Here is a 13813-nt window from a genome sequence, read left to right on the forward strand (position 1 = left end):
CCGAAGGCGCAGGCGACGTGGTTAGGGTGGGGGCGTGAGCCAGCCCGACTTCACCGTGCCCCCGCCTGGGCTCGTGCCCGACGCCTCGGAGCCCGAGACGCCGGAGCGCACGGACCAGGCGCCCGACCGGCTCACGGCGTTCCGACCCGAGGCGCCGTCGGCTGCCGCCGCGCCGCGACGCGGCTGGCGCCTCCGCAGCGCCGACGGCATCGAGTTCGCGGTCCGCAGCCGCGTCGTCGTCGGCCGCGACCCGCGGCCCGACGCGGTCGCCGGAGGGGCCGAACCGGTCGCGATCCCCGATCCCGCGCGCTCGATGTCGAAGACGCACGTCCTGCTCGAGGTCGACGGCGACCGCCTCACGGCGACCGACCTCGATTCGACGAACGGGGTACGGATCTGGCCTGACGGCGGCGACCCGATCGAGCTTGCGCCCGGCATCGCCGCGCCGGTGCCGGTCGACGCCGTGCTGCTGCTCGGCGACATCGCGCTCCTCGCCGACCTCGCGCCCGACCGCTCCGCGTGAGGTCATCGGACCGTTCCCCCGGCGTCGGGATGGTAGCCTTGCGGGGTGCTCAGCGGCCGGCTCCTCCTTCTCCGCCGCGACGGGGCCTCGTTCTGACGGCCTTCCCCGTCGCGGAGTTCGTCGTCGGCTGCCACACCCGTCACGAGGAAGAACGCATCCATGACCGCGACTGAGCAGTACCCGAGCATCCCCGACCGCCCGCGCACCCTGGCCGAGAAGGTCTGGGATGCGCACCTGGTGAAGAAGGGCGAGGACGGCACGCCCGACCTCATCTACATCGACCTGCACCTCGTGCACGAGGTCACCAGCCCGCAGGCCTTCGACGGCCTGCGCATGGCCGGCCGCCCCGTCAGGCGGCCCGACCTCACCATCGCGACGGAAGACCACAACACGCCGACGCTCGACATCGACAAGCCCATCGCCGACCCGACGAGCCGCACCCAGATCGAGACGCTCCGCCGCAACGCCGCGGAATTCGGCATCCGGATCCACTCGCTCGGCGACAAGGAGCAGGGCATCGTCCACGTCGTGGGCCCGCAGCTCGGCCTGACGCAGCCCGGCATCACGGTCGTCTGCGGCGACAGCCACACGTCCACGCACGGCGCGTTCGGCGCCATGGCGTTCGGCATCGGCACGAGCGAGGTCGAGCACGTCATGGCCACCCAGACGCTGCCGCTGAAGCCGTTCAAGACCATGGCGATCACGGTCGAGGGCGAGCTGCGCCCCGGCGTCACCGCGAAGGACATCATCCTGGCCGTGATCGCGAAGATCGGCACCGGCGGCGGGCAGGGCTACGTGCTGGAGTACCGCGGCAGCGCCATCCGCTCGCTGTCGATGGACGGCCGCATGACGATCTGCAACATGTCGATCGAGGCCGGCGCTCGCGCCGGCATGGTCGCGCCAGACGAGACGACCTTCGCCTACCTGAAGGGCCGGGCCCACGCCCCGCAGGGCGCCGAGTGGGACGCCGCGGTCGACTACTGGAGGACCCTGCCCACCGACGAGGGCGCCGTCTTCGACGCCGAGGTGTTCATCGACGCGAACGAGCTCGAGCCGTTCGTCACCTGGGGCACCAACCCGGGCCAGGGCGTCTCGCTCAGCGATGTCGTGCCCGACCCGGCCGCCATCGACGACCAGCACGAGCGCGCCGCCGCCGAGCGCGCGCTGGAGTACATGGACCTCCGCCCCGGGACCCCGCTGAAGCAGATCCCGGTCGACGCCGTCTTCATGGGCTCGTGCACCAACAGCCGGATCGAGGACCTGCGGGCCTTCGCCTCGATCGTCAAGGGCCGCAAGAAGGCCGATGGCGTGCGCGTCATGGTCGTGCCCGGCTCGGCGCGCGTGCGCCTCGAGGCCGAGGCCGAGGGCCTCGACAAGGTGTTCGAGGAGTTCGGCGCCGAGTGGCGCTTCGCCGGCTGCTCGATGTGCCTCGGCATGAACCCCGACCAGCTCGCGCCGGGTGAGCGCTGCGCCTCGACGTCGAACCGCAACTTCGAGGGTCGCCAGGGCAAGGGCGGCCGCACCCACCTGGTCTCGCCGCTCGTCGCGGCCGCGACCGCCGTGCGCGGCACGCTGTCGAGCCCGTGGGACCTCGAACAGGACGCGCCCGGGGATCTCGGCACGCCCGCCGTCCCGGCCTTCTCGACCACCGCTCCGGAGGGCGACTGACATGGAGAAGTTCAGCACCGTCACCGGCGTCGCGGCCCCGCTGCGCCGCTCGAACGTCGACACCGACCAGATCATCCCCGCGGTCTTCCTCAAGCGCGTCACCAAGACCGGTTTCGACGACGCGCTCTTCCACGCATGGCGGCAGGATCCCGGGTTCGTGCTCAACCAGCCGGCCTACGCGGGCGCCTCGATCCTCATCGCCGGTCCCGACTTCGGCACCGGGTCCAGCCGCGAGCACGCTGTCTGGGCGCTGCGCGACTTCGGCTTCCGCGTCGTCGTCTCCAGCCGTTTCGGCGACATCTTCCGCGGCAACTCGGGCAAGCAGGGACTGCTCGCCGCGCAAGTGGCCTACGAGGACGTCGAGCTGCTGTGGGAGGTCATCGAAGCCCAGCCGGGAATAGCCGCGACCGTCGATCTGGTTGAGCGTACGGTGAGCATCGGCTCGCTCACGGTTTCATTCGAGATCGACGATTACACTCGGTGGCGGCTCCTGGAAGGGCTCGACGACATCGGGCTCACCCTCCGGGACGAGCCGGCCATCGCCGAGTTCGAGTCGCACCGAGAGGCGTGGCGGCCGACGACCCTCCCCATCCGGGAGCCGGCAGAGACAGGGAACTGAGTGAACACACTCGTGGATGACGCGAAGCAGCACGGCACGGCGGTCGGCCTTCCGGTCGACCGCATCACGATCAACGGCGGCAAGCCGCTTCGCGGTCGGATCGAGTTGAAGGGCGCCAAGAACCTCGTCACCAAGGCGATGGTGGCGGCGATCCTCGGCGACACCCCGAGCGTCCTCAAGGACGTGCCGAACATCAGCGACGTGCGGATCGTGCGCGGGCTGCTCGAGGTGCACGGCGTGACCGTCACCGAGGGCGCCGACGTGGGCGACCTCGTGCTCGACCCGTCCGCGGTCGAGACGGCGCACATGGCCGAGGTCGACGCGCACGCGGGCTCCAGCCGCATCCCGATCCTCTTCTGCGGCCCGCTGCTGCACCGCCTCGGCGAGGCGTTCATCCCCGACCTCGGCGGATGCCGCATCGGCGACCGCCCGATCGACTACCACCTCGAGGTGCTGCGCAACTTCGGCGCCATCGTCGAGAAGCTCCCGAGCGGCATCCGCATGTCGGCTCCCAACGGGCTGCACGGCGCGAAGGTCGCGCTGCCGTACCCCAGCGTGGGCGCCACCGAGCAGGTCCTGCTCACCGCGGTGCTCGCCGACGGCATCACCGAGCTGTCGGGGGCGGCGATCGAGCCCGAGATCATGGACCTCATCAACATCCTGCAGAAGATGGGCGCCATCATCTCGGTCGACACCGACCGCGTCATCCGCATCGAGGGCGTCGAGAAGCTGCAGGGCTACACGCACCGCGCCCTGTTCGACCGCAACGAGGCCGCGAGCTGGGCGGCGGCGGCGCTCGCGACCGAGGGCGACATCTTCGTCGGCGGCGCGCGCCAGGCCGAGATGCTCATGTTCCTCAACGTCTTCCGCAAGGTCGGCGGCGCGTTCGACATCGCCGAGGACGGCATCCGCTTCTACCACCCCGGCGGCGAGTTGAAGCCCGTCATCATCGAGACCGACGTGCACCCCGGGTTCATGACCGACTGGCAGCAGCCGCTCGTCGTCGCGCTGACCAAGGCCAAGGGCGTCTCGATCGTGCACGAGACCGTCTACGAGCAGCGCTTCGGCTTCGTCGATGCGCTCGTCGAGATGGGCGCATCGATCGAGGTGCACAAGGAGTGCCTCGGCGGCCGGCCCTGCCGGTTCGGCCAGCGCAACTTCAAGCACTCCGCGGTCATCTCGGGCCCGGCGCAGCTGCACGGCGCCGACATCGAGGTGCCCGACCTCCGCGGCGGCTTCAGCCACCTCATCGCGGCGCTGACCGCCGAGGGTCGTTCCACGGTGTCGAACGTCGGGATCATCGCGCGCGGCTACGAGAACTTCATCACCAAGCTGGAGCTGCTCGGAGCGGACTTCGCGCTCGAAGGATAATGGGTCGGTGCCCCAACGTGACCCCGCCGCGACGACCGCGGTGAAGCCCGGCGCCGAGAAGCGCCGTCCCTCGTTCTTCTGGGTGCTCGCCGCCCTCATCCTGCCGCTGTGGAACCTGTCGGTGAAGTACCGCTTCCACCACGGCGAGCGGATGCCGCAGGCCGGTGCGTTCGTGCTGTCGCCGAACCACTACAGCGAGATCGACCCTGTCGTGATGGGCGTGGCGACCTGGAAGCTCGGGCGCGCCCCGCGCTTCCTCGCCAAGGCGTCGCTGTTCAAGAACCCGGTGCTCGGCTGGTTCCTCCGCACGTCGGGCCAGATCCCGGTCGAGCGCGCGGGCAGCCAGAGCCACGCGGCGATCCGAGCGGCCGAGCAGCTCGTCGAGAAGGGTCGCGTCGTCATCGTCTACCCCGAGGGCTCGCTGACGCGCGACCCCGACCTGTGGCCGATGCGCGGCAAGACCGGCGCCGTGCGCATCGCGCTCGAACGCGGCATCCCGGTCGTCCCGGCGGCTCACTGGGGGACCCAGGCGATCCTGCCGCGCTACGGCAAGAAGCTCAGCCTGTTCCCGCGCAAGACCGTCGACGTGATCATCGGGGAGCCGCTCGACCTGTCGGCGTACGAGGGCAAGCCGCTCGACACCGCCAACCTCACCGCGGCCACGAACGAGCTGATGGATGCGATCGCGGCGCTCCTCGGCGAGCTGCGCGGCGAGACGCCGCCCGCCGAGCGATGGGACCCCGCCAAGCACGGGCAGAAGGAGACGGGGCGCCTCGATGGCTAGGACGCCGGGCCGCCGTGCGCCCGGCAAGCGCGTCGCCGTGCTCGGCGCCGGGAGCTGGGGCACCACGTTCGCGAAGATCCTCGCCGACGGCGGGGCCGACGTCGTGCTCTGGGCGCGCCGGCCCGAGCTGGCCCGCGAGATCCAGGAGGCCAAGCGCAACAGCGACTACCTCCCCGGCGTCAACCTGCCGATCGGGCTGCGCGCCACGAGCCGGCTCGACCTCGCACTGGCCGGCGCCGAGCAGGTCTACGTGAGCGTGCCGAGCCAGACCCTGCGCGAGAACCTCATCGCCGCCGAACCGCACCTGCACGCGCAGGCGACGATCGTCTCGCTCATGAAGGGCGTGGAGAAGTCGACCGGGCACCGCATGAGCGAGGTGATCGCCGAGGTGCTGCCGATCGCCGAGGCGCAGATCGCGGTGATCTCGGGCCCGAACCTCGCGCTCGAGATCGCCAAGGAGCAGCCGACCGCGGCCGTGGTGTCGTCGACCAGCTTCGAGACCGCGCACGCCGTGGCATCCGTCGCCCGCAACAAGTACTTCCACTCGTTCGTGAACACCGATGTCATCGGCACCGAGTTCGGCGGCGTGCTGAAGAACCTCATCGCGGTCGCGATCGGCATCGTCGACGGCGCCGGCTACGGCGAGAACACGAAGGCGTCGATCATCACGCGAGGCCTGGTCGAGATGACCGACTTCGCGGTCGCGTACGGGGCGCACTCCGACACGCTCTCCGGACTCGCGGGGCTCGGCGACCTCATCGCCACCTGCCAGTCGCCGCTGTCGCGCAACAACACCGCCGGGCGCCTGCTCGGCCAGGGCTACAAGCTGCCCGAGGTCGTCAACCAGATGCAGCAGACCACCGAGGGTCTCGCGTCGGTCGGGCCGATCCTCGAGCTGGCGCGCGCGAAGGGCGTCGAGATGCCCATCGTCGAGCAGGTCCGGCAGGTGCTCGCGGGAACGCTCGCACCGAAGGACATCGCGCCGCACCTCACGACCGACGACGAGCCACAGGGCGAAAGGACGATGGATGGACAAGCTCAGGGTGGTTCTGCTCTTCGGCGGGCGGTCAAGCGAGCACTCGATCAGCTGCGCGACGGCGGGCGGGGTGCTCACGGCGATCGACCGTGACCGCTTCGAGCTGATCCCCATCGGCATCACACGCGAGGGCGCGTTCGTGCTGGAGGCCGACGACCCGGCGCGTTTCGCGCTCGACCCGCAGCACCTGCCCGAGGTGGTCGACAACGGCACCCGCGTGCAATGGCCCGAGTCCGCGGCGAGCCGTGAGCTGCGGGTCGTCTCGGCCGACGGCGAGGAGTCCTCGCTCGGCGACGTCGACGTGGTCTTCCCCATCCTGCACGGCCGGTTCGGCGAGGACGGCACGGTCCAGGGCCTGTTCGAGCTGCTCGGCCTGCCGTACGTCGGCAACGGCGTGCTCGCGTCGGCGATCGGCATGGACAAGCACGTCACGAAGACGGTGCTCGAGGGGGCCGGCATCCCCGTCGCGCCGTGGGTCACGCTGACCCGCGCCGCCTGGGACGGCGACCGCGACCTCTGGGAGCGGCGCGTGCACAGCCTCGGGCTCCCCGCGTTCGTCAAGCCCGCGCGAGGGGGCTCGTCGGTCGGCGTCAGCCGCGTGGCCGACTGGAGCGAGCTCGACGCCGCGCTCGAGGTGGCGTTCGCCGAAGACCGGACGGTGCTCGTCGAAGCCGCCGTCAGCGGTCGTGAGATCGAGTGCGGCGTGCTCGAGTCGCGCGACGGCGGCCCGGCACGCGTGAGCGTCGCGGGCGAGATCGTGCTCGACGGCCGTGACTTCTACGACTTCGAGGGCAAGTACCTCGACGGCGCCGGCGTCGAGCTGGTCTGCCCGGCCGACCTCGGCGACGGCGAGTCGGCCGAGCTGCAGCGCGTCGCACAGCGCGCGTTCGCGGCCATCGGCGGCGAGGGCCTGGCACGCGTCGACGTGCTCTACACGGGCGACGAGTTCGTGGTGAACGAGGTGAACACGCTGCCCGGCTTCACGCCGATCTCGATGTTCCCCACGTGCTGGATGAACTCGGGGCTCAGCTACCCCGAGCTGATCGCCGAGCTCATCGACCTCGGCGTCGCGCGCGGCGCCCGCTAGGCGATCGTGCCGGCCGGCCTCACTCGCCGGCCGGCACGTCGTCGAGGTCGGTGCACCCGCCGTCGGCGGGGATCGCGGAGACCGCGGGGGAGAGGTCGGTGATGACCGTGGTGCCCGCGACGACGTCGTTGTCGACGACGACCTCGACCGCCGGCGTGCGCCCGTACGTGACGAAGCGGTAGCGCGGCGCGTCGGACTCGTCGATGATCCAGTCGACGTCGTCGACGCTCACGCAGCGCAGCGTCGTCGGGCCGGGCGGTTCGACGCCGCAGCGCAGCAGCACCGATGCGGGCGAGCCCCACGCGCCCGTGCCCTGGGCGTTCGTCTCGCGAGCCGCCTGGCCGGCGACCTCGTCGGGCAGGCGCACGACGACCGCGGCGCAGTCGGCGTCGGCCGCGTCGGGGGCGGGATCGAACGGCACGGCCTGGCTGCAGCCTGTGAGCGCGGCGAGAGCAGCGAGGGCGACGGATGCCGCGGCAGCGCGCCTCGGCAGGGCGCCTGCGGCGCGGCGGAAGCGGGGAGCGGACATCGTCGTCCACGCTACCGTGGGAGCCATGGAGCCCCCTGCACGCCGGCCGTCCCCCACGATCGGGGAGCTCGGCGAATCGGCCGTGCTGGCGCGGGTCCTCCCGAGGCTGCGATCGGGCGACTCGTCGCTGCTCGGGCCGGGCGACGACGCCGCGGTGGTCGCCGCGCCCGACGGCCGCTTCGTGGTGACGAGCGACATGATGGTGCACGGCCCGGACTTCCGGCTCGCCTGGTCGACGCCGCACGACCTCGGCTGGAAGGCCGCCGCGACGAACCTCACGGACGTGGCGGCGATGGGTGCTCGTCCGACGGCCCTGGTCGTCTCGATCGCGGCCCCGACCGAGCTGCCGGTCACCGTGCTCGAGGGCATCGCCGACGGGCTCCGCGACGCGCTCGCCGAGCTCGCGCCCGGTGCGGGCGTGGTCGGCGGCGACCTCTCGGCCTCGCACGCGCTCACGATCGCGGTCACGGCGTTCGGCGACCTCGAGGGGCGCCGCCCCGTGCTGCGGTCCGGCGCCCGGCCGGGTGACGTCGTCGCGCACGCCGGCGCTCGCGGCGACGCGGCGCGCGGGCTCGCGCTGCTCTTCGCCGAGGGCCGCGATGTGTCCGGCGAGCCGGATGCCGCCGGGGCCGCCGCCGTGCGGGCGCGCAACCCCGCGCTCGTCGCCGCGCAGCTCGCGCCGGTGCCCCCCGTCGGCGCGGGCGTCGTCGCCGCACTCGCCGGGGCGACGGCGATGCTCGACGTCAGCGACGGCCTGGCGCGGGACGCGCGCCGGATGGCGGAGGCGAGCGGCGTCGGCATCGACTTCCACCGGGCGGCGCTCGGAGCCGATCCGATCATCGCGCTCGCGGGGGCGGAGGACCACGGCCTGCTCGCCGCCTTCCCGCCCGGCGTCGTGCCGCCGCATCCCTTCGAGGTCGTCGGCACGGCGAACGCCGATACCGGCCGGCTCACGCTCGACGGCGCGCCCGTCGACACGAGCGGCTGGGACCCCTATGCGGGCTGGGACGGCGTCTCGGGCTGAGCGGCCGCAGAGGCCCACCACAGCGTCGTCTCGCCGTAGTCGCGGCGACGCTCCGGGGCGATGCCCTCGGGCCAGGTGGGTTCGGGCGAGCGCGAGCTGCGCTCGACGACGACGGTCGCGCCGTCGGCCAGCCGGGGCGCGAGCAGTTCGAGGTCGCGGGCGAGCTCGCGTTCGCCGAGGTCGTAGGGCGGGTCGATGAACGCGAGGTCGACGCCGTCGGCCGCCGACTCGAGGTACGAGGCGACGCTGCGCACCTCGACGCGGATGCGCGGGGGCCGGCCGCGCGCGGCGCGGGAGACCGCGGCGGCGTTGCGACGGCACACCTCGGCGGCGCCCTTCGCCCGCTCGACCAGCACGACCTCGCTCGCGCCGCGGCTGGCCGCCTCGAGCCCGAGCGCGCCCGACCCGGCGTACAGGTCGACCACGACCGCGCCGTCGACGGCGTCGCGCGCCTCGAGCGCCGAGAAGATCGCCTCGCGCACACGGTCGCTCGTCGGACGAGTGCCCGACCGGGGCACCGCCAGCGCGAGCGAGCCGGCGTAGCCGGCGATGATGCGGGTCATGTCTCGGGAGCATAACGGGCGCCTCCCGCACGCTGCCATGATGGAGGGGTGGATGACACGACCGACGCCCTGCACGCCGATCCGTCCCGCCACCGGGGGCACGAACAGCAGACCATCGACCGACTCTGGGACTTCGCCGACCCGGCGGGCAGCGAGGAGCGCTTCCGTGCGGCCGCGGCCGACGAGTCGCACTCGGCGCACGAGCGCGCGGTGATGTCGACGCAGCTCGCCCGGGCCATCGGCATCCAGCATCGTGTCGAGGAGGCGCTCGGCCTGCTCGACGAGCTCGAGGCCGCCGAGCGCGAGGGCGAGACGCCCGAGGAGGCCGCCGAGCTCCGCGCCCGCATCGCGCTCGAGCGCGGACGCATCGCGGCGGCGGGCGACCACGGCGACGACGCCGTGCCGCTGTTCACCATGGCCGTGCGCGAGGCGGCGCTCGGCGGATCGACGTTCCTCGTGCTCGACGCGCTGCACATGCTGGCGCTCAACGACACGGGCCACGAAGAGGAGTGGGCGACCGAGGGCTTCGACATCCTCGATGACGTGCGCGACCCGCGGCTGAAGCGCTGGGGCGTCGCCCTGCACAACAACCTCGGCTGGACCAAGCACGACGGCGGCGACGCGCAGGCCGCGCTGTACCACTTCGAGAAGGCGGTCGACGCGGCCGACCGCTACGGCACGGCGGGGCAGCAGCACGTCGCGCGCTGGTCGGTCGGGCGCGCCCTGCGCACCCTCGGCCGGAACGACGAGGCGCTCGAGCTGCAGCGCGAGCTCGCCCGCGCGCGGCCCGACGACACCTACGTGCAGGCCGAGATCGAGGCGCTCGAGGCGGCGACGACGGAGGCGGAGCCTACGATCGAGGCATGACGGCCGATCTCGTCGCCGAGGGCGGGCTCACGCTCGACAGCCGGCTCACGGGCCCCCTCGGCGGGCGCACCGCGCAGGCGCTCCAGCGCGCGTTCGGCTATGCGACCGTCGGCGACCTGCTCGCCCACTATCCGCGCCGATACGCGCAGCGCGGCGAGCTCACGGCCCTGGCCGAGCTGCCGCTGGAGGAGAACGTCACGATCGTCGCCGAGGTGCTCGAGGTCCGCGAGCGCACGATGCGATCGCGGCGCGGATCCATCCTCGAGGCGAAGATCTCCGACGGCACCGGCATCCTCACCCTGACCTTCTTCAACCAGAAGTGGCGCGCCAACGAGCTGAGGCCCGGCGTGCGCGGCATGTTCGCCGGCAAGGTCTCCGACTACAAGGGTGCGCGCCAGCTCGCGCATCCCCAGTACGAGCTGTTCGACGACGAGCAGCCGCTCGCAGGTGCCGATGCCGCGGCGGTCCGGTGGGCGACGGCACCGATCCCGATCTACCCGGCGACCGCCGCGCTCTCGAGCTGGGACCTCCAGAAGGCGATGCAGGTGCTCCTCGACCGGCTCGTCGCCGTCGAGGATCCGCTACCCGAGCCGGTCCGGGCCGCGCGCGGCCTGCTCGCGCACCGCGACGCGCTCGAGCGCGTGCACCGTCCCGAGCGCGACGAGGACTGGAAGGCCGCCCGCCGCACCCTCCGGTTCACCGAGGCATTCGTGCTCCAGACGGCGCTGCTCGAGCGCCGCGCCGCGGCACGCGCGCACGAGGCCGTGCGCCGCGAGCCCGCGCCCGGGGGCCTCTTCGAGCGCTTCGAGGCGGCCCTGCCGTTCGCCCTCACCGACGACCAGGTCGCGGTGGGCGGCGAGATCCTGCACGACCTCGCGCAGCCGGTGCCGATGAACCGGCTCGTGCAGGGCGAGGTGGGGTCCGGCAAGACGGTGGTGGCGCTGCGGGCCATGCTCGCGGTCGCCGAATCGGGCGGCCAGGCGGCGCTGCTCGCGCCGACCGAGGTCCTGGCGGCGCAGCACCTCCGCTCGATCGCCCGGATGCTCGGCCCCGAGCTCGCCGCCGAGGTCATGCCGACCCTCGTCACCGGGCAGCTCCCGGCGGCCGACCGACGACGGGCCGCGCTACGGGTCGCGGCCGGGCAGGCGCGCATCGTGGTCGGCACGCACGCCCTGCTCGGCGACACCACCTCGTTCGCCGACCTCGGGCTCGTCGTCGTCGACGAGCAGCACCGCTTCGGCGTCGAACAGCGCGAGGCGCTCCGGCTCAAGGGCCGGCACCCGCACGTGCTCGTGCTCACCGCCACGCCCATCCCGCGCACGGTGGCCATGACGGTCTTCGGCGACCTCGACGTGTCGACGATCCGGCAGCTGCCCGCTGGCCGGGCCGGCATCGAGACGCACGTGGTCCCGCTGGCCGAGCGGCCCGCGTGGCGGGCACGGGTCTGGGAGCGACTCGCCGAGGAGCTCGCCGAGGGCCGGCAGGGGTTCGTCGTCTGCCCGGCGATCGACGCGAAGGCCCTCGAGGAGGCCGACCCGCCCGAGGGCGAGGCGGCGCCGAGCGCCGGCCCCGCGGCATCCGTCGCCTCGGTGCTCGCCGAGCTGCAGGCCAACCCCCACCTCGCGACGGCGCGCATCGCCCCGCTGCACGGCCGCATGGGCGCCGACGAGAAAGACGAGACCATGCGCTCGTTCGCGGCCCACGACCTCGACGTGCTCGTCGCCACGACCGTCATCGAGGTCGGCGTCGACGTGCCGAACGCCAGCACGATGGTCGTGGCCGACGCCGACCGCTTCGGCGTCTCGCAGCTGCACCAGCTGCGCGGGCGGGTCGGCCGCGGGAGCGTGCCCGGGCTCTGCCTGCTCGTGACCGGCGCCGAGCCGGGCAGCCTCGCGCGCGAGCGACTCGACGCGGTCGCCGCGACGCTCGACGGGTTCGAGCTCGCTCGCGTCGACCTCGAGCTGCGGCAGGAGGGCGATGTGCTCGGGGCGACGCAGTCCGGCGGCAGGTCGTCGCTCAAGCTGCTGCGCGCGGCGCGCGACGGCGACCTCATCGCCGATGCCCGCGACGCGGCGGCCGGGGTGCTCGCCGACGATCCGAAACTCGCCGCGCATCCCGCGCTGTCGGCGGCTGTGCGCCGCCGGCTCGACGACGAGACGAGCGAGTACCTGAGCAGGGGCTGAGACTCTCCCGGAGCCGTTCCCGAGGCCCGATCGCGCACTACGCTGGCACGTATGCAGCGGATCGCCGTCGTTCCCGGATCGTTCGACCCCGTCACACGGGGGCACCTCGACGTCATCGAGCGTGCGGCGGGCCTCTACGACCAGCTGCACGTGGTCGTCGTCCACAACCCCGACAAGTCGGCGCTGCTGCCCATCGCCCAGCGCGTGGCGCTCATCGAGCAGTCGATCGCCGACGCGCACATCCCCGGCGACATCGTCGTCGCCTCGTGGAGCATGGGCCTGCTGGTCGACTACTGCACCGATGTCGGCGCCTCGGTGCTCGTCAAGGGCATCCGTTCGGCGGTCGACGTCGGCTACGAGACGCCCATGGCGATCGTGAACCGCCACCTCGCGGGCGTCGAGACGGTGTTCCTGCTTCCCGACCCGGCCAACGGGCACGTGTCGAGCTCGCTCGTGCGGCAGGTCTCCGCGCTCGGCGGCGACGTCAGTCCATACGTGCCGCGCGCGGTCGCGGAGTTCCTCCAGGGGGCGATGCGCCCGTGAGCGAGCCGGCGGCCGTCGCCGATCCCACGCTCGTGCCCGCGATGGGCATCGAGGAGGTCGGTGATCGCGCCGTCGGCATCGTGAGGAACGTCGAGACCGTCATCAGCGGCAAGCGCGATGCGGTCACCGCCGCGCTCACGGTGCTCCTGGCCGAAGGGCACCTCCTCATCGAGGACGTGCCGGGCGTCGGCAAGACGATGCTCGCCAAGGCGCTGGCCCGCTCCGTGGACTGCAGCGTCAGCCGCATCCAGTTCACGCCCGACCTGCTGCCGAGCGACGTGACCGGCGTCTCCGTCTTCGACCAGGCCTCGCGCCGGTTCGAGTTCAAGCACGGGCCCGTGTTCGCCAACATCGTGATCGGCGACGAGATCAACCGCGCGAGCCCCAAGACGCAGTCCGCGCTGCTCGAGTGCATGGAGGAGCGACAGGTCACCGCCGACGGCACGACCTACCGCCTGGAGCAGCCGTTCACGGTCGTCGCGACGCAGAACCCGGTCGAGATGGAGGGCACCTATCCGCTGCCCGAGGCCCAGCGCGACCGGTTCATGGCCCGCATCTCGATGGGCTACCCGTCGCCGTCCGACGAGCTCGACATGCTCGCGCAGCGCGAGACCGCCAGCCCCCTCGACACGCTCGAGCCCGTGGTGTCGCTCGCCGAGCTGCGCGCCATGATCGCCGCCGTGCACCGGGTGTTCACGTCGCAGCCGGTCAAGGAGTACGCCGTCGAGCTCGCGCGCGCCACGCGCGACGACCGGCAGCTCCGGCTCGGCGCGAGTCCGCGCGCGACGCTGCAGCTCATCCGCGCCGCGAAGGCGCACGCGGCCATGCACGGCCGCGACTTCGTCCTCCCCGACGACGTCGACGCGATGGCGGTGCCGGTGCTCGCGCACCGCCTCGTGCCGACCAGTCGCGCGGTCGGCGGCCACGATCGCGACGGCGGGCCGCTCATCGACGCGATCGTGCGTCGCGTGGTCGCCGACACCCCGGTTCCGGTCGGCAGCGCCCGGAGGGAGTGA

At 72.8% G+C, this 13813-nt stretch carries 14 protein-coding genes; 12 read left to right on the forward strand and 2 right to left on the reverse strand.

Features of this window, described 5'->3' with window-relative positions; translation table 11 throughout:
• Positions 1–34 precede the first annotated feature (34 nt).
• From ACZ4TW_RS05465 to ACZ4TW_RS05495, 7 genes are all read left to right on the forward strand, one after another.
• Entirely contained in the window at positions 35–523 is a 489-nt protein-coding gene (locus ACZ4TW_RS05465) for an FHA domain-containing protein (protein ID WP_465540957.1), read from the forward strand.
• A gap of 159 nt (positions 524–682) precedes the next feature.
• Positions 683–2191: a 3-isopropylmalate dehydratase large subunit gene (leuC, locus tag ACZ4TW_RS05470; protein ID WP_465540959.1), complete on the forward strand. Its 1509-nt coding sequence runs from the start codon at positions 683–685 to the stop codon at positions 2189–2191.
• Between the two features lies 1 nt (position 2192).
• Positions 2193–2810 (forward strand): 3-isopropylmalate dehydratase small subunit, encoded by a 618-nt coding sequence (gene leuD / locus ACZ4TW_RS05475; protein WP_465540961.1) that lies wholly within the window; start codon positions 2193–2195, stop codon positions 2808–2810.
• Positions 2811–4181, forward strand: a complete 1371-nt coding sequence (gene murA / locus ACZ4TW_RS05480; RefSeq protein ID WP_465540963.1) for a UDP-N-acetylglucosamine 1-carboxyvinyltransferase — start codon at positions 2811–2813, stop codon at positions 4179–4181.
• A 7-nt stretch (positions 4182–4188) separates the two neighbouring features.
• A complete protein-coding gene (locus ACZ4TW_RS05485) occupies positions 4189–4965 on the forward strand; it encodes a lysophospholipid acyltransferase family protein (RefSeq protein WP_465540965.1) in 777 nt (258 codons plus the stop codon).
• A complete protein-coding gene (locus ACZ4TW_RS05490) occupies positions 4958–6094 on the forward strand; it encodes an NAD(P)H-dependent glycerol-3-phosphate dehydrogenase (RefSeq protein WP_465540967.1) in 1137 nt (378 codons plus the stop codon). The genes ACZ4TW_RS05485 and ACZ4TW_RS05490 overlap by 8 nt, the downstream gene beginning before the upstream one ends.
• The gene (locus ACZ4TW_RS05495; protein ID WP_465540969.1) at positions 5994–7088 is read left to right on the forward strand and encodes a D-alanine--D-alanine ligase family protein; all 1095 of its coding nucleotides are present in this window, start codon (positions 5994–5996) and stop codon (positions 7086–7088) included. The genes ACZ4TW_RS05490 and ACZ4TW_RS05495 overlap by 101 nt, the downstream gene beginning before the upstream one ends.
• Positions 7089–7107: 19 nt before the next feature.
• Here the strand turns inward: ACZ4TW_RS05495 and ACZ4TW_RS05500 are convergent, their stop codons facing one another.
• Positions 7108–7644, reverse strand: coding sequence for a DUF3515 family protein (locus tag ACZ4TW_RS05500; protein ID WP_465540971.1), 537 nt, complete (start codon positions 7642–7644; stop codon positions 7108–7110).
• Here ACZ4TW_RS05500 and thiL point away from each other — a divergent pair.
• Positions 7643–8641 (forward strand): thiamine-phosphate kinase, encoded by a 999-nt coding sequence (gene thiL, locus ACZ4TW_RS05505; protein ID WP_465540973.1) that lies wholly within the window; start codon positions 7643–7645, stop codon positions 8639–8641. The two genes, ACZ4TW_RS05500 and thiL, sit on opposite strands and share 2 nt — an antisense overlap.
• Here the strand turns inward: thiL and ACZ4TW_RS05510 are convergent.
• Positions 8611–9204, reverse strand: coding sequence for an RsmD family RNA methyltransferase (locus ACZ4TW_RS05510; RefSeq protein WP_465540975.1), 594 nt, complete (start codon positions 9202–9204; stop codon positions 8611–8613). The genes thiL and ACZ4TW_RS05510 overlap by 31 nt on opposite strands.
• Before the next feature lie 48 nt (positions 9205–9252).
• Between ACZ4TW_RS05510 and ACZ4TW_RS05515 the strand changes: the two genes are divergently transcribed.
• The 4 genes from ACZ4TW_RS05515 to ACZ4TW_RS05530 are packed head-to-tail and all read left to right on the forward strand — an operon-like array spanning position 9253 to position 13813.
• Positions 9253–10071: a hypothetical protein gene (locus ACZ4TW_RS05515; RefSeq protein ID WP_465540977.1), complete on the forward strand. Its 819-nt coding sequence runs from the start codon at positions 9253–9255 to the stop codon at positions 10069–10071.
• The gene (locus ACZ4TW_RS05520; protein ID WP_465540978.1) at positions 10068–12254 is read left to right on the forward strand and encodes an ATP-dependent DNA helicase RecG; all 2187 of its coding nucleotides are present in this window, start codon (positions 10068–10070) and stop codon (positions 12252–12254) included. The genes ACZ4TW_RS05515 and ACZ4TW_RS05520 overlap by 4 nt, the downstream gene beginning before the upstream one ends.
• A 51-nt stretch (positions 12255–12305) precedes the next feature.
• The gene (gene coaD / locus ACZ4TW_RS05525; RefSeq protein WP_465540980.1) at positions 12306–12797 is read left to right on the forward strand and encodes a pantetheine-phosphate adenylyltransferase; all 492 of its coding nucleotides are present in this window, start codon (positions 12306–12308) and stop codon (positions 12795–12797) included.
• 41 nt (positions 12798–12838) lie between these two features.
• Positions 12839–13813, forward strand: coding sequence for an AAA family ATPase (locus ACZ4TW_RS05530; RefSeq protein ID WP_465541415.1), 975 nt, complete (start codon positions 12839–12841; stop codon positions 13811–13813).

It is taken from the genome of Agromyces sp. NPDC029043, assembly GCF_055564615.1.

What these genes read in the sequence shown, in the direction of transcription:
- ACZ4TW_RS05500 (WP_465540971.1), bottom strand. Translation starts at nt 7,644, where the DNA reads ATGGCTCCCACGGTAGCGTGGACGACGATGTCCGCTCCCCGCTTCCGC.
- ACZ4TW_RS05495 (WP_465540969.1), top strand. Translation starts at nt 5,994, where the DNA reads ATGGACAAGCTCAGGGTGGTTCTGCTCTTCGGCGGGCGGTCAAGCGAG.
- ACZ4TW_RS05510 (WP_465540975.1), bottom strand. Translation starts at nt 9,204, where the DNA reads ATGACCCGCATCATCGCCGGCTACGCCGGCTCGCTCGCGCTGGCGGTG.
- ACZ4TW_RS05490 (WP_465540967.1), top strand. Translation starts at nt 4,958, where the DNA reads ATGGCTAGGACGCCGGGCCGCCGTGCGCCCGGCAAGCGCGTCGCCGTG.
- leuD (WP_465540961.1), top strand. Translation starts at nt 2,193, where the DNA reads ATGGAGAAGTTCAGCACCGTCACCGGCGTCGCGGCCCCGCTGCGCCGC.
- coaD (WP_465540980.1), top strand. Translation starts at nt 12,306, where the DNA reads ATGCAGCGGATCGCCGTCGTTCCCGGATCGTTCGACCCCGTCACACGG.
- leuC (WP_465540959.1), top strand. Translation starts at nt 683, where the DNA reads ATGACCGCGACTGAGCAGTACCCGAGCATCCCCGACCGCCCGCGCACC.
- ACZ4TW_RS05520 (WP_465540978.1), top strand. Translation starts at nt 10,068, where the DNA reads ATGACGGCCGATCTCGTCGCCGAGGGCGGGCTCACGCTCGACAGCCGG.
- thiL (WP_465540973.1), top strand. Translation starts at nt 7,643, where the DNA reads ATGGAGCCCCCTGCACGCCGGCCGTCCCCCACGATCGGGGAGCTCGGC.
- ACZ4TW_RS05530 (WP_465541415.1), top strand. Translation starts at nt 12,839, where the DNA reads ATGGGCATCGAGGAGGTCGGTGATCGCGCCGTCGGCATCGTGAGGAAC.